General features: G+C 43.8%; 20 protein-coding genes. 12 read left to right on the plus strand and 8 right to left on the minus strand.

Going from position 1 to position 23,533, the window contains the following annotated elements:
• Positions 1-2: 2 nt before the first annotated feature.
• The gene (locus ACGHVY_RS10440; RefSeq protein WP_308745017.1) at positions 3-353 is read right to left on the minus strand and encodes a helix-turn-helix domain-containing protein; all 351 of its coding nucleotides are present in this window, start codon (positions 351-353) and stop codon (positions 3-5) included.
• Positions 354-519: 166 nt separating this feature from the next.
• Here ACGHVY_RS10440 and ACGHVY_RS10445 point away from each other — a divergent pair, with 166 nt between their 5' ends.
• Together ACGHVY_RS10445 and ACGHVY_RS10450 are read left to right on the plus strand one after the other, a co-directional pair.
• Complete coding sequence (locus ACGHVY_RS10445; protein ID WP_390598894.1) at positions 520-1,047, plus strand: DJ-1/PfpI family protein; 528 nt, start codon at positions 520-522, stop codon at positions 1,045-1,047.
• A gap of 393 nt (positions 1,048-1,440) precedes the next feature.
• A complete protein-coding gene (locus tag ACGHVY_RS10450) occupies positions 1,441-4,560 on the plus strand; it encodes an ATP-binding protein (RefSeq protein ID WP_390598895.1) in 3,120 nt (1,039 codons plus the stop codon).
• A gap of 13 nt (positions 4,561-4,573) precedes the next feature.
• Here the strand turns inward: ACGHVY_RS10450 and ACGHVY_RS10455 are convergent, their stop codons facing one another.
• The 7 genes from ACGHVY_RS10455 to ACGHVY_RS10485 form a co-directional block, all read right to left on the minus strand.
• Positions 4,574-5,374, minus strand: a complete 801-nt coding sequence (locus ACGHVY_RS10455; protein ID WP_308745014.1) for a LytTR family DNA-binding domain-containing protein — start codon at positions 5,372-5,374, stop codon at positions 4,574-4,576.
• On the minus strand, positions 5,367-6,398 hold the full coding sequence (locus tag ACGHVY_RS10460) for a sensor histidine kinase (protein ID WP_390599673.1): 1,032 nt from the start codon (positions 6,396-6,398) through the stop codon (positions 5,367-5,369). The genes ACGHVY_RS10455 and ACGHVY_RS10460 overlap by 8 nt, the downstream gene beginning before the upstream one ends.
• A gap of 43 nt (positions 6,399-6,441) precedes the next feature.
• Positions 6,442-7,746 carry a TolC family protein gene (locus ACGHVY_RS10465; RefSeq protein ID WP_390598896.1) on the minus strand — a complete coding sequence of 435 codons (1,305 nt, stop codon included), beginning with the start codon at positions 7,744-7,746 and terminating at the stop codon, positions 6,442-6,444.
• Positions 7,747-7,748: 2 nt separating this feature from the next.
• A complete protein-coding gene (locus tag ACGHVY_RS10470) occupies positions 7,749-10,781 on the minus strand; it encodes an efflux RND transporter permease subunit (RefSeq protein WP_390598897.1) in 3,033 nt (1,010 codons plus the stop codon).
• Between the two features lie 10 nt (positions 10,782-10,791).
• Positions 10,792-11,859, minus strand: a complete 1,068-nt coding sequence (locus ACGHVY_RS10475; protein ID WP_390598899.1) for an efflux RND transporter periplasmic adaptor subunit — start codon at positions 11,857-11,859, stop codon at positions 10,792-10,794.
• 193 nt (positions 11,860-12,052) lie between these two features.
• Entirely contained in the window at positions 12,053-12,394 is a 342-nt protein-coding gene (locus ACGHVY_RS10480) for a type II toxin-antitoxin system RelE/ParE family toxin (RefSeq protein WP_390598901.1), read from the minus strand.
• A complete protein-coding gene (locus ACGHVY_RS10485; protein ID WP_390598902.1) occupies positions 12,384-12,659 on the minus strand; it encodes a hypothetical protein in 276 nt (91 codons plus the stop codon). Before ACGHVY_RS10485 ends, ACGHVY_RS10480 begins: the two co-directional genes overlap by 11 nt.
• A gap of 121 nt (positions 12,660-12,780) precedes the next feature.
• On the opposite strand from ACGHVY_RS10485, the gene ACGHVY_RS10490 reads away from it, so the two are divergent.
• The 10 genes from ACGHVY_RS10490 to ACGHVY_RS10535 all read left to right on the plus strand — a co-directional run bounded on the left by ACGHVY_RS10490 (position 12,781) and on the right by ACGHVY_RS10535 (position 23,479).
• Positions 12,781-14,082 carry a Na+/H+ antiporter NhaC family protein gene (locus ACGHVY_RS10490; RefSeq protein WP_390598904.1) on the plus strand — a complete coding sequence of 434 codons (1,302 nt, stop codon included), beginning with the start codon at positions 12,781-12,783 and terminating at the stop codon, positions 14,080-14,082.
• 106 nt (positions 14,083-14,188) lie between these two features.
• Entirely contained in the window at positions 14,189-14,740 is a 552-nt protein-coding gene (locus tag ACGHVY_RS10495) for a 30S ribosomal protein S16 (protein WP_390598906.1), read from the plus strand.
• Between the two features lie 181 nt (positions 14,741-14,921).
• The gene (locus tag ACGHVY_RS10500) at positions 14,922-15,917 is read left to right on the plus strand and encodes a GntR family transcriptional regulator (protein WP_390598908.1); all 996 of its coding nucleotides are present in this window, start codon (positions 14,922-14,924) and stop codon (positions 15,915-15,917) included.
• Positions 15,918-15,992: 75 nt separating this feature from the next.
• A complete protein-coding gene (gene fucI, locus ACGHVY_RS10505; RefSeq protein WP_308745006.1) occupies positions 15,993-17,768 on the plus strand; it encodes an L-fucose isomerase in 1,776 nt (591 codons plus the stop codon).
• 100 nt (positions 17,769-17,868) lie between these two features.
• Positions 17,869-18,507 (plus strand): class II aldolase/adducin family protein, encoded by a 639-nt coding sequence (locus tag ACGHVY_RS10510; protein ID WP_308745005.1) that lies wholly within the window; start codon positions 17,869-17,871, stop codon positions 18,505-18,507.
• A gap of 19 nt (positions 18,508-18,526) precedes the next feature.
• Entirely contained in the window at positions 18,527-19,957 is a 1,431-nt protein-coding gene (locus ACGHVY_RS10515) for a rhamnulokinase family protein (RefSeq protein ID WP_308745004.1), read from the plus strand.
• A gap of 6 nt (positions 19,958-19,963) precedes the next feature.
• The gene (locus tag ACGHVY_RS10520) at positions 19,964-20,356 is read left to right on the plus strand and encodes an L-rhamnose mutarotase (RefSeq protein ID WP_308745003.1); all 393 of its coding nucleotides are present in this window, start codon (positions 19,964-19,966) and stop codon (positions 20,354-20,356) included.
• A gap of 20 nt (positions 20,357-20,376) precedes the next feature.
• The gene (fucP, locus tag ACGHVY_RS10525) at positions 20,377-21,693 is read left to right on the plus strand and encodes an L-fucose:H+ symporter permease (RefSeq protein WP_390598911.1); all 1,317 of its coding nucleotides are present in this window, start codon (positions 20,377-20,379) and stop codon (positions 21,691-21,693) included.
• Between the two features lie 191 nt (positions 21,694-21,884).
• Positions 21,885-22,439 carry an RNA polymerase sigma-70 factor gene (locus ACGHVY_RS10530; RefSeq protein WP_308745000.1) on the plus strand — a complete coding sequence of 185 codons (555 nt, stop codon included), beginning with the start codon at positions 21,885-21,887 and terminating at the stop codon, positions 22,437-22,439.
• Between the two features lie 53 nt (positions 22,440-22,492).
• Positions 22,493-23,479, plus strand: coding sequence for a FecR family protein (locus ACGHVY_RS10535; RefSeq protein WP_390598914.1), 987 nt, complete (start codon positions 22,493-22,495; stop codon positions 23,477-23,479).
• Positions 23,480-23,533 lie beyond the last annotated feature (54 nt).

The following is a 23,533-nucleotide window of genomic DNA, read 5'->3' on the forward strand; positions in this document are numbered from 1 at the left end:
CACTATTGATTGATTTTCCTATTATCTAAAATAGTATTCATATTCTCCAAAGCCCACCCAACTAAACCTTCAATATGAGGAATCAAAGTCCCTCCTACCTCCGTCAAGTTATATTCCACACGAGGAGGGACTTCCGCATATACTTTCCGTTCCACCAAGCCGTCAGCTTCAAGAGTGCGGAGAGTAACCGTCAGCATTCTCTGAGAAACATCTTCTATTGTTTTATGAATATCGCTGAAACGCATAGTGCCGTTTGCGTTCAAGGTAATAAGCACCAGCATCGACCACTTGTCTCCCAAGCGGCTGAGCACATCTCTTACGGGACAATTTCCTGTCGGGTGAAAGTTTTTCATCTTTTAACGTTTTGTATTTAGTTGAGTTACAACAATAGTTACTCCCATGTAACTTCCTTATTTATAGGTGCGTTCTTGCTTTTCTCCACAAAGGAAGATACATTTGCATCACAAAAGTAATAAACTTACTAATAATAACTATTGTTTCATTTAAATAATTATGATTATGGCAAAGAAAGTAGCAGTTTTAGCAGTAAATCCGGTAAATGGTTGTGGATTATTCCAATACTTGGAAGCATTTTTCGAGAATGGCATTTCGTATAAAGTATTTGCCGTATCGGATACGAAGGATATTAAAACAAATTCAGGAATCAGTCTGACAGTAGACGATGTGATTGCTAATTTGAAAGGTCACGAAGATGAATTCGATGCACTCGTTTTCTCTTGTGGCGATGCCGTACCTGTATTTCAACAGAATGCGGACAAACCTTATAATATAGATTTAATGGAGGTAATCAAAGCCTTTGGAGATAAGGGGAAAATAATGGTCGGACACTGTGCCGGTGCAATGATGTTTGACTTCGCAGGCGTAACGAAAGGTAAAAAAGTGGCAGTTCATCCATTAGCGAAACCGGCTATCCAAAACGGAACAGTTACTGATGAACAATCAGAGATAGACGGTAATTTCTTTACCACACAGGATGAGAATACGATTTGGACAATACTGCCTCAAGTTATCGAAGTATTGAAATAATGCCGGACAAAGTAAAAGCAAGGCAGAAAAATAAATAAGTATTTCACAAACTCTTCCTATGAGGAAGTACTTTCCTCAGTGTGCAACAGGTCGTTCCTTTTAAATGAACGGCCTGTTGGTTTTAAAAGAAAACCCATAGATATATTTCACTAATATTCAAACACTTAAAATTCTATACTTCAGAAAAAAGAAGTGCATGGAAGCACTTTATACCGACAAGAAAGGGGAATGTAAATTCTGTCCTAAAAAATATCAAAAGGCTTAAAGTAACTACTAAAACAGGCATTCCGGCAAAATTAATCATAGAAATAGTTTTTCAATCCGTTTTTTCACTACATTTGTACTGCTATAATAAAAACTATAAAATAAAGATCCCACAAACAAACATTTCTCATGGATATAAAAAAATGCCTATGGCTCTTTTTTCTATGCTTCTTGTCTACGCCATCCCTTTTAGCCCAAAGAAACTACATAGATATTCCGAATTACATCTTATGTATTAATTCTTATGCAGAATCTGCACCATGGAGTAGCCGCATGATTTCTACCATATCGGAATATGTCCAAAAGGACTCTCAACTGGCAATGTATGCGGAACATATGAACACACTGATGACGGACAACGATTCCATTTTGGAGGATTTCAGGAATATGATTTCTCAAAAATACTCACAGCCACGCCCCCGGTTATTGGTGTTATTGGGAAGTCCTGCATTCACACTGAGAGATGAATACAGAAAATTCTGGGGAGATATACCTATTGTTCTCTGTTCGGAAGAAGACTTTCAAGGACCACAGAAATCTTATTTTAAAAAACAGGCAATTGCATCGGCTGACCGTATTCCAATCGCTCAGTTCGCTGATCCGTATAATATGGTCTTCCTGTATTCCAATCTCTATCTTCGTGAAAATGTACAGCTAATCAATCACATAAATCCCAATCTCAAGAAATTTATATTTATCGGCGACGAACGGGAAATCAATCTAAGTAACAACTTGGATATAGAGGACGAATTAAAAACGTCCCATCCACATATCGAATATCAGTTTATAACACCCAAGAAAATGACGACCAATCAATTGCTCGACTCCCTATATCGTATCGACAGCAAAACGACAGGCGTATTATTCGCGTCCTGGTTTTATAAAACGATATTTGCCGGTAATTTATCATTAGTAGCTAATGACCACAAACTTATCGTGACAACGACCGCACCTCTCTTTACGCTGAACATGACAGATATTACCGAAGAAAACGGGGGAATGATAGGCGGCTATACCTACAACCAAAAGAAATACAATCAGGAATTAGTCCATGCCATTTCATCCATTCTCCAGGGAAAACAAGCGAGGGAACTTCCTTTCTACATACCGTCGGACGGCGGTCCTATCATCAATTATACAGCATTACTGCGCAAAGGGTTCTCCCCTTCCATGTGTCCTTCGAACACACGCTTTCTACATAAGCCACTTTCATTTTGGGAACAAAACCAATACTTCATCATAGGCTCTTTATCTTTTATCTTTATACTTGCCTTGTTTTTCTTCTATCGTATCCATAGCCTGAATATCATAAAGAAAATGCAACAAAAGGAGATAGATGCCATGGCTAATTACAAAAACCTGATAAACAATATGCCTATCCTGTATATGCAGGAAGAACTGGTTACGGATGAAAAAGGCATGCCTGTCGAACTGATTTATCGAAAAGTCAATGCCCATTTCGAGAAGAACTTCCTTCCCCAAGAAAAAGTAATCGGAAAGAAAGCAAGTGAGATTTTCCCGGAGTCGATGCCGGAATTTCTGCATTTCATCAAGAAAGCACTCGACGAAAACAAGGCGGTAACTTTCCCCTATTACTTCAAGAAAATAGATACTTTCTATGACGTAATACTCAAAGGGACACAACATAGCAATATCATCGACATATTCTGTCTGGACAGTACGGAATTGCACAGAGCACAACAAAAGCTAAGTACTATCAACAATAAACTTTCCATGTCCCTCGAAGTGGCCAATATCGTGCCGTGGAAATGGGACTTGCAAAGCCGCACGATTTTGTGCGACATCAACAAACCGATAGAACTTAGCACATTCGGGAGAGATATATCCGAGGAACAACTGGCAGTGCCCGACAATCAATATTTCTCCAAGATATTCAAAGAAGACCGCATGCGGGTAGAACAAGCCTACAAAGACTTGATAGAAGGGCGTTCGAATAAGGTGAAGGAAGAATACCGCATAGTCAACGTCCACAAGGGGCTTCACAGGATAGACTGGGTAGAAGCCCAGGCTGCTGTTGAAACCCGGGACGAAAAAGGAGATCCGTTGACTTTGGTAGGTTCTTCGCTGATTATAACCGAACGCAAGAAGATGGAACAGGAGTTGGTGAATGCCAAAAACCGTGCGGAAGAATCAAATCGTCTGAAATCTGCTTTCCTGGCAAACATGAGTCATGAGATACGCACTCCTCTCAACGCCATCGTCGGTTTCTCAGGCATATTGGCCTCTACCGAAGAGGAAGAGGAAAAACAAGAATACGTGAGTATCATTGAAAGCAATAACACTTTGTTGCTGCAACTTATCAGCGATATCCTGGATTTATCCAAGATAGAGGCAGGGACACTGGACTTTAATTATTCCAATGTCGAGATTAATGATTTAATGAGCGATTTGGAAAGCAGTTGCCAGCTAAAGCTCAAGTCGAATAAGGTAAAACTGGAATTTATAGTTCCAGAAAAGCCTTGTTGCGCACATATAGAGAAGAACAGATTATCCCAGTTAATCATCAATCTCATAACAAACGCGATAAAGTTCACCGACCGGGGCAGCATTCGTTTCGGCTATAAACGGCAAAATGATGAATTATACTTTTATGTCACGGATACCGGTTGTGGTATCCCACAGGACAAACAGGACAGTATTTTCGGGCGTTTTGTCAAGCTGAACTCGTTTGCGCAAGGCACAGGGCTGGGACTTTCAATCTGCCGGACTCTCGTTGATAATATGGGTGGTAAAATCGGTGTGGAATCAGAGGTGGGAAACGGTTCCACGTTTTGGTTCACATTGCCCTACAAGCAGGCGGAGGCGGTAGTAAAAGCTCCGCAAAAAGAAATGCAAACCACCAGCATCGAGAAAGACAAACTGGTGATTCTGATTGCCGAAGACAACGAAAGCAATTACAAACTGTTCGAGTCTATTCTAAAATATGAATATCACCTGATACATGCCTGGGACGGGCTGGAAGCTGTCAATCTGTTTAAGGAGTACAATCCGCAAATCGTATTGATGGACATCAACATGCCGGTCATGGATGGATATGAAGCTACCAAGGAGATACGAAAATATTCGGCCAAGGTGCCGATTATAGCCATCACAGCCTTTGCTTTTGCTTCGGACGAACAACGGGTGATGGAAAGCGGATTTGACGGTTATATGCCCAAGCCTATCAATGCCCGCTTGTTGAAAGCACAACTTGTCGACATCATGCAGAAACGTATTATCCTGCTGTAAGGCAAGCAGTCGTCTAATAATTCAGCCACATTCTGAAAGAAGCCATTTTGTCTTTGCTGACGATGATTTTATCCTTGAAAGGCGGCAATACATGGACGACTGATTTCCCCAGGAAGTAGGATTCGATACGTTGGATGGCATCAATACAGACCAGCGTCTGACGGTTCGTGCGAAAGAACCGGTCGGGATCCAGTTGCTCACACAATCTGTCCAAAGCCAAATCAATAAGATATTCCCGGTTCTTGTGCGTCACGGCAAATGTCAATTTATTCTCTGAATAAAAATAAGCAATGTCACTGACTTGCAGAGTAAGCAGTTTCTCGCCACTGGAAATCAAAAAACGTGTGCGGTACTTTTTATGCGCAGACGAAGAAGACTCCTGCGCAACAGCAAGCTGCTGCAAGACTTCCATCATCCTGCTTTCAGATTTGAAATCATGGATATAGTTTTTGCTCAGTCCCTCAAAACGCCGGATAGCCTGCAACAGCCGTTCCTCATGAATCGGCTTCAAAAGATAATCGATGCTGTTCACCGTAAAAGCACGCACGGCATATTCATCATAAGCAGTGGTAAACACAATCATGCTTTCAGGACGGGCTTGTTCTATAAAAAGGAACGAATTACCGTCGGTCAACTGAATATCCAGAAAAAGAATGTCAGGATGGGGATGCCGGGCGAACCACTCCACTGCCTCTTCGATATTCCCCGGCAATAACTGTACTTCCCAATCGGGACGCAAAGCCGACAAAGTGTCACGAAGCAAACGGGCAGCCGGAATCTCATCCTCTATTATAGCAGCTTTTATCTTACTCATGGAGCAAAGGTATTTTGACTGTAAACTCTTGCAAATTATTCTCTATCACAATATCACGATTACACAGCAATTTATAGCGGGCGGAAAGATTCTTTAATCCTGTACCGAAAGCGGTCGCACTCTTCTTAGCCTGTATCCGGTTTCTGACCACCAGTTCTTTCTCCTTTTCGAGATAAAAAAGTTCAATGGTCATCGGCTTTCCCATATGGATAACATTGTGTTTTATCACATTTTCCGCCAGCAGTTGGATAGTGAGCGGTGGAATCTGAGAGTCCAGACAGACTTCCGGCAGGCGGTTATCAATATGGATACAGTCTCCCAGCCGCACCCGGTGCAGGAAAATATAAGAATTCAGAAAATCCAGTTCTTCCCGCAAAGTTGTCAGCCGTTGATTCTGGCACTGAAGCGTATAGCGATACACGTCAGAAAGATGCTGGGTGAACAGTTCCGCATTGGCAGGGTTGTAACGGATTTCAGAAATCAATGTATTCAGGCTATTAAACAGGAAATGGGGATTCAACTGGTTTTGCAATGCAGTATAACGTGCCGTATTGTTTTCTTTTTGCAGGGCGGTCGCTTCCCGTTGCAGCTTCAATGCATTCCGCATGGAACGATTGGCTAACAGCAATCCCAAAATGACCAGTTCCACCAGCCACACGGTAATCAGAATCCGCCATCCGCCATTGGGAAACACAAACGGACGGGCCGCTCCCGCCAACAGTTTGGCTGTTATCAGCAAGCCGTAGTTCAATAAGAAAAACATTCCCATTACGACCATATAGACGGATATTAATTTCCAACGACGGTGCAGGTTCAGCGCGTACTGATTATCCATCCATGTACTCAATCGCATCGTCGCATATCCCAATACATTAAATGCCAGTATGAAGAAAGTCAGTGTGCCGGCAGAATGAAATACATCGGCAACCTCGTCGGGAAAGGTAGCATAATTAATCAATAACAGAAAAGAGAATACTCCCAGTCCTGAAAATAACGCTACATATAATAAGGTATTCAACTTCATATTCATATCACAACCGATTCTTCTCATACAAAATTACTATTTTTTAGCGATAATCACAGCCATGGAGCGCTTTTATTAATTCCGAGTAATGTCCTTGTGCCGCCGCTTTCGCTTGCACATAGTTTACCTGGGAAGTCTGCCGGTAGGTCTGCGCATCGATAACTTCCACCACAGACACCTTTCCTTCATTGTAACGCTCCACTGCTTTCGCCTCGTTTTCTTCCGCTTTTGCCAACGAACTTTCACTCAAACGGACTCGTTCGATGGCTTGTGACAATGCCTTGCGCGCTACACCCACTTCCAGTTCCACCTGGTCTACGACTTTGTTCAGATTATCTTCCGCCATTCCGATGCGTAAGGAAGAAGCACGTTTCTCGCTTTTCCGTTTTCCCCATTCAAAAATAGGAACGGATACTTTGGCGTAAACGGCATAGTTAGGGTCTAAGTCTTTCTTGAAATTATAACCGGGAGACGAGTAACTGCCATCTACTCCTACATAGAATTGAGGTTTGAATTGCGAATCGTTCAACTTTTTAGAACTCTCGGCTATGCGGATACGGTCATAAGCCATCCGGATTTCAGGACGTGTCATTCCGGTGGAAAGCCATAGAGAATCGTTCATTGCCACCAATGGTATTTGGAAATCCAGCTCTGTCGTATTTTCCAGTTGAACCCCAATCATAGAGTTCAATGCCATCCTGCCCGTTTCAAAATTACTTTGTGCCTGGAGCAGTTGATATTCCGCTTCATTCAGTTTCACTTCCGCCATCAATAAGTCCTGCGGGTCTACAAGCCCGACTTCCACCCTTTCCTTAATTGTCTTTACCAGAGAGGCTATCGAATTACGGAAGTCTTCGGCAACGGACACAATCTCCTGCCGGGCTACGGCACTCCAGTATTGCATATCCGTCTGATAACAGACTGCATCATTCAGCACGTTCGCCTGGTTGCTTGCAAACGACTGCTGATGTTGCGCCATACGGATAGATTCCAGTACACGCCCGCCTGTATAGACCGGTTGCAGGATGGAAAGAGAAGTTCCATAATTCAAGTTCTTTCCTTCCACTGTCTTCGACAATCCCAGGGAAGGGACATCCAAGGTCAGTTCCAACGGATTGCCTGTGTACTGGAAGTTGGCGGCTCCCGAAAGTTTCGGTTTCAAATCCGCGCGTGCGGACTTCTCTATTTCTACGCTGGCGGCAATATTTTTTTCTGCCGCTTTCAGGTCGTGATTATAATCCAATGCCATCATCCGGTATTTCTCCAATAAGGGGCTTTGCTGCGCCATGGCGGGTAAAGCCAGAAAAGCGCAACAGTAAAAAAACGGATAAAATATTCTTTTCTTCATTTTTACTTTCCTTTTACTTTATAGAACATAGAATACAGTGCAGGAGTGACAAACAGGGTCAGCCCCGTAGCAAACGTCAGTCCGAAGATAATGGTAGCGGCCATGCCGCCGAACGCTACATCAAACAACAGAGGAACCATACCGAAAATGGTTGTCGTAGCCGCCATCAATACCGGACGGGTTCGGGAAACCGTAGCCTCAACGATGGAAGTGTACAAGTCAATCCCGCTCCGGTGCTGCACGTTAATCTCATCAATCAGTACGATTACATTCTTGATAATCATTCCGAGCAATCCCAGCCAACCGGCTATCGGGAAGAAACCGAAATCAAAGCCTGTCAGCAACATGCCGACAGCGATGCCTATCAGCGAGAGAGGCAGGATGCAAATGATAATAACCGGTTCGCGGAAGTTGCCGAACAAAGCGACCAAAATAACAATCAATGCCAGAAATGCTAATGGAAAATATTTTGCGATAGCCTGCATTGCTTCTCCCTGGTCTTTATACTGTGCGTCCCAGAAGAAAGTATAACCTTCGGGAAGTTGCATATTCTCGATTTCCTGCCGGATTTCCCCATGTACTTCTGCCATCGTATATCCCGGTTTCACACCGCACATGGCAGCCATTGAAAGTTGGCGGTTATAGGTTCGAACCTGTGGAAATTCCCAAGTTGTCTCTATCCGTTCCGTCACTTGTGAAAGCGGAGCCGACCTTTCTCCGTTCCAGATAGAGAAATCGCCTAAGGAGCCGGTGTCGGTTATATCTACATTGCCCGATTTCAAAAGTACGGGTACTTTCTTTTCATCATCCCGGTAGATGCCAACGGGCAATCCGTCATTAATAGACTTCACTGATTCCATCATAGAAGCCTTGGTGATACCTAACGCTCCGGCTTTCACCGGGTCGTACACCGGGCGGATAACCATCGACATATTACCCCACTCATTACGGGCATCCGCAACTTTCGGATTACGCCGCATCACTTCTATCGCCTGTCCGACCAACGAATCGAGCACGGCAGGGTCCGGCCCTAGGAAGCGGGCTTCGATAACCGCTTCCGTCAACGGGCTCAGTTCGAACTTATTTACTTTAATCAGCGGTTCCGGGAACTTGATTGAAATCGAATCCTGCAAACGGGCATGCAACTCGCGAGAAAGTTTCGACGTCTTACATTTTACCAGTATCTGCGCATAATTGGACTGAGGACCGAAAGATACATTAGACAGATAATAACGCGGCGGTGTCCTTCCGGCATACGTAGACACCATCTCCGTCTCCTCTTGTCCGCGAATAAAATCCGCCATCTCCATTGCCATCTTATCCGTCTCTTCTATCCGTGTCCCTTCGGGCAGCCACATATCCAGCGTGAAATATTGTTTGTCCAATGCGGGCACAAACACTTTCGGAATAAACTTAAAGCTCCAGGCAGCCAATACTAGCATCACGACCATGCATCCTACGGTGGCATACCGGTGATTAATCACCCACCCCAGAGCCGAACGGAACTTATCATAATATTTACCTGCAAAAAGAGCAGCCTTAAGTTCATCGGGTCTTGGCCGACGGACAAACTCCTGAATAAAGAAAGGAGTCTGCGTCAGCGCAAAGACCCAACTGAACATCAGCGAAACGCCGATAACTACAACTAAGGATGACAACAACTCGCCGGTAATGTGCGGCGAATAATATATAGGTAAAAAAGTTAAAATAGCAATGATTGTTGCCGCTAATAACGGTAATGCCGTCGCAGAACAAGCCCTCATGATAGCCACCCGCTTACGCATTCCCCGCTGCATATTGACCAATGCCGAATCGGAAACCACGATGGCATTATCCACCAACATTCCCATAGCAATGATAATAGCGGCAAGTGACATACGCTGCAAGGCTATTCCCTGTGTCAGCATGACTATCAATGTGGCAAAAATAGAAAAGACCAATCCGCTGCCAACCAGGATGCCGTTCTTGAATCCTATAAAGAAAAGCAGAATAGCAACCACCGTTACAACAGAAATAATCAGGTTTAAGATAAATCCCTGATTTGCCACGGCCGATTCATATCCCTGGTCGTAAATCGTCTGCAACTCAAACCCTTCGGGCATCGTCTCCGAGAATTGGTCTATCTTTACTTTAACAGCTTCCGCCATATCGACCACATTTCCAGTGGGAACGGTAGAGATGGCAATTCCGACCGCCGGTTTTCCGTCAATCCGCATTTTATTGGCGGGCGGTGTTTGATAGCTTTCTTTTATTTCGGCAATATCCGCCAGCCGGAAATGTTCTCCTGTACGAGATACGATAGTCAGATTCCGTATATCGTCCAAAGAATAGAAATTCCCGGTTGATTCGATACGTATCCTGTTCACTCCGGCATCAATACCACCGGCATCCACCACCCGGTTCTGCGCATCGAAAGCACGGGAAATATCCGCCGTAGTAATGCCGCTCCGCGCCATCACAGACGGACTGAGGATAACATCAATCGTAGGAGACTGTACACCATAGATTTCTATCTTCGCTACGTCTTTCACTTTGAGCAACTCATTCTTGATAAGCTTTGCCTGGTCTTCAAGTTCCCGGTAAGAATGTCCTTCACCGGTCAATCCATAGAAAACACCCAATACGTCACCAAAATCATCGTTTACTACTGACGGGCCTGCCCCGGCAGGAAGTTTCGTTTGCACATCATTGACTTTCCGGCGAAGCTTGTCCCATAGCTGCTGCATCTCGTCCGCACGGATTTCTTTCTTTACGTAAACCGTTATCTTAGAAAGCCCTGCACGGTTTTCCGTCTTGAGGTAGTATAATTCCCCCAATGACTGTATAGACTCTTCCAAAACATCTGTCACCTGCGACTGCACTTCGGAAGGAGAAGCTCCCGGATAAGGAGTCAGCACCAATGCCTGTTTGATTGTAAAGGGAGCATCTTCCAGCTTTCCCATTTTCACATAGGAAAGCAGTCCGCCGCCCAATACGAGCAGTAACAGCAGAATAGTCACCGACTTTTTCTGCAAGAAATATTTAACGAATTTCATACTTTTCCACTTACTTTTGAGCAGTTACCGGTTTTTCCTGTTTCTTATTCATGACTTCTACCGACGTTCCTTCCGACAGAAAACGCAGTTTGCTGACAGCCACCGTTTCTCCTGCCTGCAATCCACCTTTCACTTCCACTTTTCCATCCGGAAGCAATTCACCCAACACCACTTTTTTCCTTGAGACTTTTCCTGTCGCATCATCTACCGTCCAGACATAATCTCCCTCACTAGGGCGATGGCTGAGAGCCGTTTGCGGCACAGTCACCATCGGAGCCGATGATGGAGACGGAAGTTCAAGCAGCATCTTCCCGGAAATACCTGCGCGCCATTCTCCCTGTTTATTAGGCAGCAACGCAGTCAACAGAAAAGAAAGATTGTTCCGCGTAGTGCTTTTGGAGACTTCCACTACTTTTGCCGGATATACGGCATCCGGGCGAACATCAAAACGGACGCCTACTTCTTTTATTTTTTCTGCTTGAAACGCTATATCTTGCGTGATATACGCCTCTATCTTCAGTTGAGTGATATCAATAAAAGAAACGACAGGTTGAGTCGCTTTTACATCCTGGAACTTCTCGATATACACCTCTCCGACATATCCGCCGAAAGGAGCAACCAGCCGGGTATCATTCAGTTCATTCGTTGCCGTTTCAAAAGCAGTTTTGGCAGAAGTATAATCGGCACGTGCCTTTTCATAGGCACTAGCTGATAAATTGTCTTTCTCATACAGCACTTTTATCCGCTCAAACTCCGCTTTTGCCTGATTGTAGACAGCTTCCGCACGCTCTTTGCGAATACGGAAATCACGGGAGTCTATTTCAGCAATAATATCCCCACGATGATAGAAATTTCCGGCATACACCTCGAAGCGGTCAATCGGGCCGCCTACCCTGAAAGAGAGTTCTGTTTCCTTGAATGGTTTTGATATAAACGAGAACTCACGTTCCGATGAGGGCATCAGGGTTTCCGCTTCCGCTACCTTCACCCGTACAGGTTCATCCGCCTTTTTCTCTCCCCCACAGGAAGCAAACAGGCAAAGGCAAAAAATACATACTGAGAATTTAGTCGTTGTCATTCTATTCTAAATAAGTTATGTTATCAACGGCGCGAAAATAGAGAAAAAGGGAAAGAGTATCCGTTTTTTAATTTCCGAGACGGAAAAAGAAGGAGATGAAACGGAAAAAGAAAAGATGAAAGAAGGTAAAAAAAATCCTGTCTCACTTAATATTGTGAGACAGGACATGCTATATTCTACTAGAAGTCGTCAACTAAAGAAAACCATTCTTTTTCAAAATTTCAAGTAATTCTTTATCAGAGATACTAATACGTTCGGACTTATCATAAATAAAGTGCAAACCTATTTCCATATCTTCGTCAGATAACACCAATATCAATGTTATAACTCTGGCACCACCACTTTTACCTTTTCCTTTCGAAGAAATCGCCATACGAACTTTACGAATGCCCTTTCCTAAATCGGCACCTTGCATCGGATTCTCTTTTAAAGATTCAAGCAAATTAGCATAATCTTCTTTAATAGAGCGGTATTTCTTAGATAATCTTTTAATTTCCCGTTCAAACTGTGGATAAATCTTAACTTTATAATTCATCCAGTAAGTCCTCCGCAGCTCTTCCCTCTAAACGTCCCTCCATCCTCAACTTGATATCCTTACAAGCCAAATCAAATCCTGCCAGAATTTCAGACTTTGTCATCTCTGTATCGCCAATTTCCTCTTTATTAGCCAAAGTAGATGCTTTTTCCTTTTCTGCCACCAATTTCTTAATGCTCTTCAAGGCTTTTTTCATATAATTTTCATCATCAGCTATATAACTCAACTGACGAAAGAATTCCGAATTTAGATTCATCATTTCCATTACAATCTCCTTTCTTCCTTTAATTTTCTGTACTACAAAGATAACGAAACCAATTAAATAACACTACTTTTGCACCGCTATTTCAATTTTGAAACAATATTAAGTACTATAATGCTAATTTATGACTGAAGAAAAAATACATAAAGACCGTACCGGAAGCTGGTGGGCACTAAGTCCGTTGCTCGTATTCTTATGCCTTTATCTCGTGACTTCTATCCTTGTCAACGACTTCTATAAAGTACCTATCACGGTTGCTTTCCTCGTTTCTTCCTGCTACGCCATCGCCATTACCAAGGGATTGAAACTGGACCAACGCATCTATCAGTTCTCCGTGGGAGCTGCCAATAAGAATATTCTCTTGATGATATGGATATTTATCCTTGCCGGAGCCTTCGCGCAGAGCGCCAAGCAGATGGGAGCCATCGACGCGACCGTCAACCTGACGCTGCATATTCTCCCCGATAACCTGTTGCTGGCAGGAATATTTATCGCCGCCTGCTTCATCTCCCTGTCCATCGGAACCAGCGTAGGCACCATTGTCGCCCTCACCCCCGTTGCTGTCGGACTGGCGGAAAAGACAGAAATAGCCCTTCCTTTTATGGTAGCTGTCGTGGTCGGCGGTTCTTTTTTCGGAGATAACCTGTCGTTTATTTCAGATACAACCATCGCCTCAACGAAAACACAGGAATGTGTGATGCGTGACAAATTCCGGGTAAACTCCATGATAGTGGTTCCGGCAGCCATCATCGTATTGGGCATTTACATCTTCCAGGGATTATCCATCACCGCACCCGTCCAGATACAGACTATCGAATGGATAAAGGTTATACCATATATAATAGTATTAGGAACAGCCGTTGCCGGCATGAATGTAATGCTCGTATTAATTATAGGTATATTGACGACCGGAATCATCGGCATCGCTACCGGAAGCTTCGGAGTCTTCGACTGGTTCGAAGCTATGGGAACCGGAATAACAGGAATGGGGGAACTCATCATCATCACCCTGTTGGCAGGCGGTATGCTGGAAACTATCCGCTATAACGGCGGCATTGACTTTATTATCCGGAAACTGACCCGCCACGTCAACGGCAAGCGGGGCGCAGAATTGAGCATCGCCGCCTTGGTAAGTATCGCCAACCTGTGTACCGCCAACAACACCATCGCCATCATCACCACAGGACCGATAGCCAGGGATATTGCCCAAAAGTTCCATCTCGACCGGAGAAAGACCGCCAGTATTCTCGATACGTTCTCCTGCCTGATACAAGGGATTATCCCTTATGGAGCGCAAATGCTGATTGCGGCGGGACTCGCCAATATCTCCCCTATCAGTATCATCGGCAATCTCTACTATCCTTTCACGATGGGAACCTGCGCATTACTCGCTATCCTGTTCCGATATCCGAAACGATATTCGTAAAAAAGAGGCAAAATGTTTGTCAATCAAAAGAAAAGCCGTATCTTTGCGCCCGCTATTACGAGATAATAGCATAATTCAAATCAATCATTAAAAACAATTATTTAAAATGGCAACTAGAATCAGATTGCAGAGACACGGACGTAAAAGTTACGCGTTCTATTCAATTGTAATTGCAGACAGCAGAGCACCACGTGATGGTAAATTTATTGAGAAGATTGGTACTTACAACCCTAATACCGATCCTGCTACAGTAGATTTGAATTTCGACGCTGCATTGGCATGGGTACTGAAAGGTGCACAACCAAGCGACACTGTACGTAACATCCTTTCTCGTGAAGGAGTTTACATGAAGAAACATCTTCTGGGCGGTGTAGCAAAAGGCGCATTCGGAGAAGCAGAAGCAGAAGCTAAATTCGAAGCTTGGAAAAACAACAAACAGTCAGGTCTGGCTGCTTTGAAGGCTAAACAAGACGAAGCTAAGAAAGCTGAAGCAAAAGCACGTCTGGAAGCAGAAAAGAAAATCAACGAAGTGAAAGCAAAAGCACTCGCTGAAAAGAAAGCTGCTGAGGCTGCTGAAAAAGCTGCTGCTGAAGCACCTGCAGAAGAAGCCGCAGCTCCGGCTGAAGAGGCTCCTGCAACAGAAGCTGCTGCTGAATAATTTTCGGCAGATTCCGAATAAGAAATCAGGAAAAAGCTATAAATCCTCTCCGGTTCGCCGGAGGGGATTTTTTTATTTCATTTTATGCTATAAAACATAATAAATAATTAGTCCTTTTTAGAATAAAATGCCTTTCTTTGCATCAGCATAGTTCAGCACAGTTATCTTTTATAAAATTAATATGAAACGAACTGATAGAAAAGCAACATTCGGACAACAGTCGAGTAAGGTCACGCAATTAGCAGATACTCTTAGTCAGGCTATTTCCAGGAAAGAATTCCTTGAAGGAGATTCTTTGCCTTCTATCAATCAGTTGAGTGCACAATACGGAGTATCGCGTGATACGGTATTTAAAGCCTTCCTTGATTTACGCGAACGGGGATTGATTGACTCCACTCCCGGAAAAGGATACTATGTAACGAGTCTGGTAACAAACGTTTTACTGCTCCTCGACCAATACACTCCTTTTAAAGAAGCACTATACAACAGTTTCGTCAAGCATCTGCCTATTAATTATAAGGTAGACTTATTGTTTCATCAATACAACGAACGACTGTTCAATACCATCATCCGTGAATCCGTAGGAAAATACAATAAATATATAGTGATGAATTTCGATAACGAGAAATTCAGCACCGCCCTAAACAAGATTAATCCTGCCAGGTTACTGCTACTTGACTTCGGCAAATTCGAAAAAAAGAAGTATTTCTATATCTGTCAGGACTTTGACGAGTCATTCTATCAGGCATTATTGTCACTGAAAGAAAAAATGCACAAATACCGCCAAATCGTTTTCCTGTTCTCTAAAGGACTGAAACACCCGCAAAGCAGCAAAGAATATTTTATCCGTTTTTGCGAAGAGCAGGGATTCTCGTATGAAATACAGGAAGATATTGAAAACCTGGTGGTACGAAAAGAAACAGCCTATATTGCTATCAAGCAACAAGATGTAGTAAAGGTAGTGAAACAAGGAAGGCTGGAAGGACTGAAATGCGGAAAAGATTTCGGTCTGCTGGCATACAATGATATTCCTTCTTACGAAGTTATCGATGAAGGAATTACTTCATTGAGTATTGACTGGGAAATGATGGGGAACGAAGCGGCAAATTTCGTCCTCAACGATGCGCCTATACAGAAGTATCTTTCTACTGAAGTCAGGCTTCGAAAGTCACTCTAATTTTTTTTGCCACACTATCAGCACAGTTCAGCACAGGTATTAATTAATTAACTATATAATAAAAAAAAAGAAACCATGAAAAAGTATCCGAAAATCGGGATTCGTCCCACCATCGACGGTCGCCAAGGTGGCGTTCGTGAAAGCCTTGAAGAAAAGACAATGAATCTGGCTAAGGCAGTAGCCGAATTAATCAGCAGCAATCTGAGAAACGGTGACGGAAGTCCTGTGGAATGTGTTATTGCCGACAGCACTATCGGTCGTGTTGCCGAAAGCGCAGCTTGTGCAGACAAGTTCGAAAGAGAAGGTGTAGGTTCTACTATCACTGTAACTTCCTGCTGGTGCTATGGTGCTGAAACAATGGATATGAACCCTCATTATCCGAAAGCAGTCTGGGGATTCAACGGAACAGAACGTCCGGGTGCTGTATATTTGGCAGCCGTATTGGCAGGACACGCACAAAAAGGTCTTCCTGCATTCGGCATCTACGGACATGACGTTCAGGATTTGGATGATAATACAATTCCGGAAGATGTTGCGGAAAAGATTCTTCGCTTTGCCCGCGCCGCACAGGCAGTAGCTACAATGAGAGGTAAATCTTACCTGTCTATGGGTAGTGTATCTATGGGTATTGCCGGTTCAATCGTTAATCCTGATTTCTTCCAGGAATATTTGGGTATGCGTAATGAGTCCATCGACCTTACAGAAATCATCCGCCGTATGGACGAAGGTATCTACGACCATGAAGAATATGCGAAAGCAATGGCATGGACAGAAAAGAACTGCAAGGTAAATGAAGGGGATGACTTCAAAAACCGTCCCGAAAAACGCAAAACCCGTGAACAGAAAGACGCTGACTGGGAATTTATCGTGAAAATGACAATCATCATGCGCGACCTGATGACCGGCAACCCCAAACTGAAAGAGCTGGGATTCAAAGAAGAGGCTTTAGGACACAACGCTATCGCAGCCGGTTTCCAGGGACAACGCCAATGGACAGACTTCTATCCGAACGGTGACTATCCCGAAGCCCTGCTTAATACCTCTTTCGACTGGAACGGTATCCGCGAAGCATTTGTCGTTGCTACTGAAAACGATGCCTGCAACGGTGTAGCTATGCTGTTCGGACACTTGCTGACCAACCGTGCTCAAATATTCTCTGATGTACGTACTTACTGGAGCCCTGAAGCCGTGAAACGTGTAACCGGCAAAGAATTGACCGGTCTGGCAGCAAACGGTATCATCCATCTTATCAATTCCGGTGCAACGACTCTCGACGGTTCCGGCCAGTCATTGGATGCAGAAGGCAACCCGGTAATGAAAGAACCGTGGAACCTGACTGACGCAGACGTAGAAAACTGTCTGAAAGCGACCACTTGGTATCCGGCAGACCGTGACTACTTCCGTGGAGGAGGCTTCTCGTCCAACTTCCTGTCAAAAGGCGGTATGCCCGTTACTATGATGCGTCTGAACCTGATTAAAGGCCTTGGCCCTGTCCTGCAAATCGCAGAAGGATGGACAGTTGAGATTGACCCTGAAATCCACCAGAAACTGAATATGCGTACAGACCCGACATGGCCTACTACCTGGTTTGTTCCCCGTCTGTGTGACAAACCTGCTTTCAAAGATGTATATTCAGTAATGAATAACTGGGGAGCTAATCACGGAGCTATCAGCTACGGACACATCGGTCAGGACTTAATCACTCTTGCTTCTATGCTTCGCATCCCGGTATGCATGCACAATGTAGAAGATAACGAAATATTCCGTCCGGCAGCATGGAATGCATTCGGCATGGATAAAGAGGGAGCAGATTACAGAGCTTGTACCACTTACGGTCCTATCTACAAATAAATAAAAAGTAGTCGCCCCATATCAATTAATAAATTAACTTTGCCGTATGTATAGGGACGGATTACCTCTGTCCCTACAAACGGCTTTAATAAATTACACTATGATTACTAATGAACATATCGAACAATTCATAGAACAAGCGCATCGTTACGGAGACGCTAAACTAATGCTTTGCAGCAGCGGAAACCTCTCTTGGCGAATCGGTGAGGAAGCACTTATTTCCGGCACAGGCTCCTGGGTTCCTACCCTCAGAAAAGAGAAAGTTTCTATTTGCAATATCGCAAGTGGAACACCTACTAACGGTGTAAAACCTTCAATGGAAAGTACTTTCCACCTGGGTATTCTCCGCGAACGCCCGGATGTCAATGTAGTGCTTCATTTCCAGTCGGAGTATGCCACAGCCATCTCCTGCATGAAAAACAAACCGACCAATTTTAATGTAACAGCAGAAATCCCCTGCCACGTAGGCTCAGAGATTCCCGTGATTCCTTACTATCGCCCCGGTTCACCGGAACTGGCCAAAGCAGTAGTGGAAGCCATGCTCGAACACAACTCTGTCTTACTGACCAACCACGGACAAGTGGTCTGCGGAAAAGACTTCGACCAAGTGTACGAACGCGCTACCTTCTTCGAAATGGCGTGCCGCATCATTGTTCAGTCCGGCGGTGATTATTCAGTATTGACACCGGCAGAAATTGAAGATTTGGAAATCTATGTATTAGGAAAGAAGACAAAATAATATCCGTACATACCATACCATGAAAGATACCAACAAAAACATATATTTAGCAGCAGACTTTGGAGGAGGAAGCGGTCGGGTTATCGCCGGCTTCCTTCTCCACGGTAAGCTGGAATTGGAAGAAATTCACCGCTTCTCCAACCGCCAGGTTAAACTGGGGAATCATGTTTACTGGGACTTCCCTGCCCTGTTTGAAGACATGAAAACTGGACTAAAATTAGCCGCACAAAAGGGATATACCGTCAAAGGAATTGGCATCGACACTTGGGGAGTGGATTTCGGATTGATTGACAAGAACGGAAATCTACTAGGTAACCCTATCTGTTATCGGGATGCAAGAACAGACGGAATGCCGGCAGAGGTTTTCAAAATCCTGGACGAACAGAAACATTATGCTGCCACCGGAATACAAGTCATGGCTATCAATACACTATTCCAACTGTATAGCATGAAACGGAACCGGGACCCGCAACTGGAAGTTGCCCGCCAACTTCTCTTCATGCCCGACCTTTTCAGTTATTACCTGACCGGAACAGCTAATAATGAATACTGCATCGCTTCCACTTCGGAACTGCTTGACGCAAAACGTCGGGACTGGTCGCAAGACACAATTCACGCACTGGAACTTCCCGAACATCTGTTTGGTGAAATCATCCAACCGGGCACTATCCGGGGAACGTTAAAAGAAGACATCGCACGGGAAACCGGACTAGGTGCAGTAGATGTGATTGCCGTAGGTTCACATGACACAGCCAGCGCCGTTGCAGCCGTTCCGGCAACAGAAGCTCCTATCGCCTTTTTAAGTTCCGGCACTTGGTCGCTCCTGGGCGTTGAAACGGATGAGCCTATACTGACAGAAGAAGCACGGAAAGCCGAGTTCACTAATGAGGGGGGCGTAGGAGGTCGCATCCGGTTCCTGCAAAATATTACGGGACTGTGGATTCTACAACGCCTGATGAGTGAATGGAAAGCACGCGGAGAAGAACAAAGTTATGATGCAATCATCCCACAAGCCGCCGAAGTAGAGATTAATACAATCATCCCTGTCGATGATCCGGAATTTATGAACCCGGAGAACATGGAGACTGCCCTTTTGAATTATTGCAGAAACCACGCTCTCCCGATTCCCCAGAATAAAGCGGAAATTGTTAAATGCGTGCTCCAGTCATTAGCATCCAAATATCAGCAGGCGGTAGAAAAGCTCAACCGTTGTCTCCCCTCTCCGATTCGCCAGTTAAACATCATTGGAGGAGGTTCGCAGAATAAATTACTCAACCAACTTACAGCCGACGCACTCAATATCCCTGTTTATGCCGGTCCCGTAGAAGCCACAGCCATAGGCAATATCCTGACACAGGCAATGGCCAAGGGAGAAATCAGCAACCTGCAGGAGCTAAGGGAGATTGTAAGCCGAAGCGTTACACCACAAGTATATTACCCTAAAAAATAAAAGTATATGGAAACACCCAAAACCGGTTATCAAGTTCAATCTTACAACGTCCCCGTCAAAAGATATTGCCAGACTCTTGACTTACGCGATTCGCCGGAATTGATTGCCGAATATCGTAAAAGACATAGTGAAGCGGAAGCATGGCCTGAAATCCTTGCAGGTATCCGGGAAGTAGGCATCCTCGAAATGGAAATCTATATTCTCGGCACGCGTTTGTTTATGATTGTCGAGACCCCTGTCGACTTCGACTGGGACACAGCAATGGCACGCCTGAACACACTTCCCCGTCAACAGGAATGGGAAGAATACATGGCTATCTTCCAACAAGCCGCTCCCGGAATGAGTTCCGCGGAAAAATGGAAACCAATGGAAAGAATGTTCCATCTATATAATACCTAATAAAATAAGCAGAAAGAACCATGAAACACATCAAACAGTCCATCCTATCCAAAGATGGCGTCAGTTACCTTATCCCTTTTATTCTCATTACCTCTTGTTTTGCGTTATGGGGATTTGCAAATGATATTACCAATCCGATGGTGAAAGCATTTTCTAAAATCTTCCGGATGAGTGCTACTGATGGAGCACTGGTACAAGTAGCCTTCTATGGCGGTTACTTTGCCATGGCTTTTCCGGCAGCAATGTTCATCCGTAAATATTCTTATAAAGCAGGCGTTCTGCTAGGTCTCGGTTTATACGCTTTCGGTGCGTTCCTATTCTTCCCCGCTAAAATGACAGGAGAATATTACCCGTTCCTGATTGCCTATTTCATCCTGACTTGCGGACTCTCATTTCTGGAAACAAGCTGTAACCCATACATCCTTTCCATGGGAACGGAAGAAACATCCACAAGACGTTTGAATCTTGCCCAGTCTTTCAACCCTATGGGTTCTCTGCTTGGAATGTATGTAGCCATGCAATTCATTCAAGCCCAATTACACCCGATGGGTACTGAAGACCGCGCCCTGCTCAATGAAAATGAATTTCAGGCCATCAAAGAAAGCGACCTTGCTGTTCTAATCGCCCCTTATCTTATCATCGGGCTGGTTATCGTAGCGATGCTGCTTCTGATACGCTTCGTAAAAATGCCGAAGAACGGGGATCAGAACCACAAAATAGATTTCTTCCCGACATTAAAACGTATTTTTACCCAAACACGTTATCGCGAAGGTGTGATTGCCCAATTCTTCTACGTAGGTGCACAAATCATGTGCTGGACATTTGTCATCCAATATGGTACCCGTCTGTTTATGTCACCGGAATTCGGTATGGATGAAAAGAGTGCGGAAGTACTCTCGCAGCAATACAACATCATCGCAATGGTTATTTTCTGTATCAGCCGTTTCATCTGTACCTTTATTCTGCGTTATCTGAATGCGGGTAAATTATTGATGATTCTGGCTATTTTCGGTGGAATTTTCACTTTAGGCACTATCTTTCTTCAGAATATCTACGGATTATATTGCCTGATAGCCGTTTCAGCCTGTATGTCTCTGATGTTCCCCACTATTTACGGCATTGCCTTGAAAGGTCTTGGAGATGATGCCAAATTCGGAGCAGCCGGTCTTATAATGGCTATCCTCGGTGGCTCTATCCTTCCTCCATTGCAGGCAAGCATCATCGACATGAAAGAAATCGGCTGGTTACCGGCAGTCAATGTGTCATTCATTCTCCCGTTCATCTGCTTTCTTGTAATCACCTGTTATGGCTACCGCACAGTGAAAAGGAACTGGTAGAAAACATACTTAAAAATAGTGACGCTATCCCATCGTGATGCCGTCACTATCCCACTCGTATAGTGACGCCATCCGCAAGGGATAGCGTCACTATTTTTATTTACCTTTTTTCATAAACAATTTGCTTTTTCTTCGTATCTTAATTTTATTTGTCTACATTTGCTTTTGATTCCCAATAATTTATAAATTCAATGCCCACAAAACAAGACAACATATTACTAGCAAAACAATTCGGAATAATATTCGCTGAGTATTATTCAGTAGTAAAATATTTCGCCTTTATGTTGCTTAAATCCGAAGAAGATGCAGAAGACATTGCCCAAGATGTTTTCACAAAATTATGGACTCAACCCGAGATATGGACAAAAGTTCCCAATTTGAAACCTTATGTCTATACTCTTACCAAAAGTACGACTCTCAATTTTATCAAACATAAAAGAATAGAATCAGCCTATCAGGAAAAAGTAATAGAGAAAAGCTTAGTAGAAGAACTTTCCCAAACAGAAGATCCTCTTAACGACATATACTACAAAGAAATTCAACTAATCATCAAACTAACCCTCAGCCGTCTTCCCGAACAGCGCAGAAAAGTTTTTGAAATGAGTAGATTTGAAACTATGAGCAATAATGAAATTGCCGAAAAGCTGAACATTTCAGTCCGGACGGTAGAACATCACATCTATCTAACCCTTCTTGAAATGAAAAAAATATCTTTTTTACTTTTTTTCGCACTTTTCTTTAAGTAGTCCGCCTTAGTTAATTGAGATATTAATGTAACAGCTCTAATTAATATCTCAAAATGAAGAACTATTTTCAAAAAATACTAGCCTTATTTACCGGGAATGACTACCCGGAAGCCACCCGACAGGAATTCTACCAATGGTTGGTAGACGAAGAATATGTGTCCGAGAAAGACGAAGCATTGCAATATCTGTGGGAAGAAGGATACAAGCAAGGGAAAGCTCCCAATATACATCAATCATACGAACAATTAAGAAAGAATGCGGGTATTCCTTCCGTACGGGAAGAACGGAGAATCCGTCCGATCCACATTTGGCAGGCAGCCGCAGCCGTATTCTTTATAGTAGCTGCTTCTTCCATCTACCTTTCTACCATAGGAAAAAAGACAGAGCCTAATTTATTACAGCAATATATCCCGACAGCAGAAGCACGGACTCTCACCTTGCCCGACGGGACCAAAGTACAACTGAACTCACAAAGCACCCTTTTATATCCGAAGGAATTCACAGGCAAAGACCGTAGCGTATTTCTGATCGGTGAAGCCAATTTCAAAGTGAAGCCGGATAAGAAGCACCCGTTTATCGTCAAGTCGAATGATTTTCAGGTAACAGCACTCGGAACTGAATTTAATGTAGCTGCATACCCTGAGAATCCGATAGTAGCGGCAACCTTGATTTCGGGAAGTGTGCTCGTGGAATATGATGATTTAAAATCTCAAGTTATTTTAAATCCTAACGAACAGTTGGCCTATCATAAATACACCCGCCAGCACCATCTGGACACTCCCGATATGAATGATGTCACAGCCTGGCAACGTGGCGAGCTGGTATTCAGAGAGATGAGTATAAAAGAGATTATAACCATATTAGAACGTAAATATCCATATACTTTCGAGTATCGCCTGAAGAATCTGAAAGAAGATAAATACAGTTTCCGTTTTAAAGACCGGGCAACACTATCGGAAGTAATGGATGTGATAGTTAATGTAGTAGGTCAGATAGACTATAAAATAAAAGAGGACCGCTGTTACCTGATTCCTAAATAATCCAGAAATCAAAATCACAGTAAAAACGAACAACAATACCAGTAACCTTTTTAA

The sequence above is a fragment of the Bacteroides sp. f07 genome (genome assembly GCF_042854785.1).
In the GTDB taxonomy this organism is placed as follows: Bacteria; Bacteroidota; Bacteroidia; order Bacteroidales; family Bacteroidaceae; genus Bacteroides.

Coding starts and splice junctions, on each gene's coding strand:
- ACGHVY_RS10440 (WP_308745017.1), bottom strand. CDS start 353: ATGAAAAACTTTCACCCGACAGGAAATTGTCCCGTAAGAGATGTGCTC.
- ACGHVY_RS10445 (WP_390598894.1), top strand. CDS start 520: ATGGCAAAGAAAGTAGCAGTTTTAGCAGTAAATCCGGTAAATGGTTGT.
- ACGHVY_RS10450 (WP_390598895.1), top strand. CDS start 1,441: ATGGATATAAAAAAATGCCTATGGCTCTTTTTTCTATGCTTCTTGTCT.
- ACGHVY_RS10455 (WP_308745014.1), bottom strand. CDS start 5,374: ATGAGTAAGATAAAAGCTGCTATAATAGAGGATGAGATTCCGGCTGCC.
- ACGHVY_RS10460 (WP_390599673.1), bottom strand. CDS start 6,398: ATGAAGTTGAATACCTTATTATATGTAGCGTTATTTTCAGGACTGGGA.
- ACGHVY_RS10465 (WP_390598896.1), bottom strand. CDS start 7,746: ATGAAGAAAAGAATATTTTATCCGTTTTTTTACTGTTGCGCTTTTCTG.
- ACGHVY_RS10470 (WP_390598897.1), bottom strand. CDS start 10,781: ATGAAATTCGTTAAATATTTCTTGCAGAAAAAGTCGGTGACTATTCTG.
- ACGHVY_RS10475 (WP_390598899.1), bottom strand. CDS start 11,859: ATGACAACGACTAAATTCTCAGTATGTATTTTTTGCCTTTGCCTGTTT.
- ACGHVY_RS10480 (WP_390598901.1), bottom strand. CDS start 12,394: ATGAATTATAAAGTTAAGATTTATCCACAGTTTGAACGGGAAATTAAA.
- ACGHVY_RS10485 (WP_390598902.1), bottom strand. CDS start 12,659: ATGGAAATGATGAATCTAAATTCGGAATTCTTTCGTCAGTTGAGTTAT.
- ACGHVY_RS10490 (WP_390598904.1), top strand. CDS start 12,781: ATGACTGAAGAAAAAATACATAAAGACCGTACCGGAAGCTGGTGGGCA.
- ACGHVY_RS10495 (WP_390598906.1), top strand. CDS start 14,189: ATGGCAACTAGAATCAGATTGCAGAGACACGGACGTAAAAGTTACGCG.
- ACGHVY_RS10500 (WP_390598908.1), top strand. CDS start 14,922: ATGAAACGAACTGATAGAAAAGCAACATTCGGACAACAGTCGAGTAAG.
- fucI (WP_308745006.1), top strand. CDS start 15,993: ATGAAAAAGTATCCGAAAATCGGGATTCGTCCCACCATCGACGGTCGC.
- ACGHVY_RS10510 (WP_308745005.1), top strand. CDS start 17,869: ATGATTACTAATGAACATATCGAACAATTCATAGAACAAGCGCATCGT.
- ACGHVY_RS10515 (WP_308745004.1), top strand. CDS start 18,527: ATGAAAGATACCAACAAAAACATATATTTAGCAGCAGACTTTGGAGGA.
- ACGHVY_RS10520 (WP_308745003.1), top strand. CDS start 19,964: ATGGAAACACCCAAAACCGGTTATCAAGTTCAATCTTACAACGTCCCC.
- fucP (WP_390598911.1), top strand. CDS start 20,377: ATGAAACACATCAAACAGTCCATCCTATCCAAAGATGGCGTCAGTTAC.
- ACGHVY_RS10530 (WP_308745000.1), top strand. CDS start 21,885: ATGCCCACAAAACAAGACAACATATTACTAGCAAAACAATTCGGAATA.
- ACGHVY_RS10535 (WP_390598914.1), top strand. CDS start 22,493: ATGAAGAACTATTTTCAAAAAATACTAGCCTTATTTACCGGGAATGAC.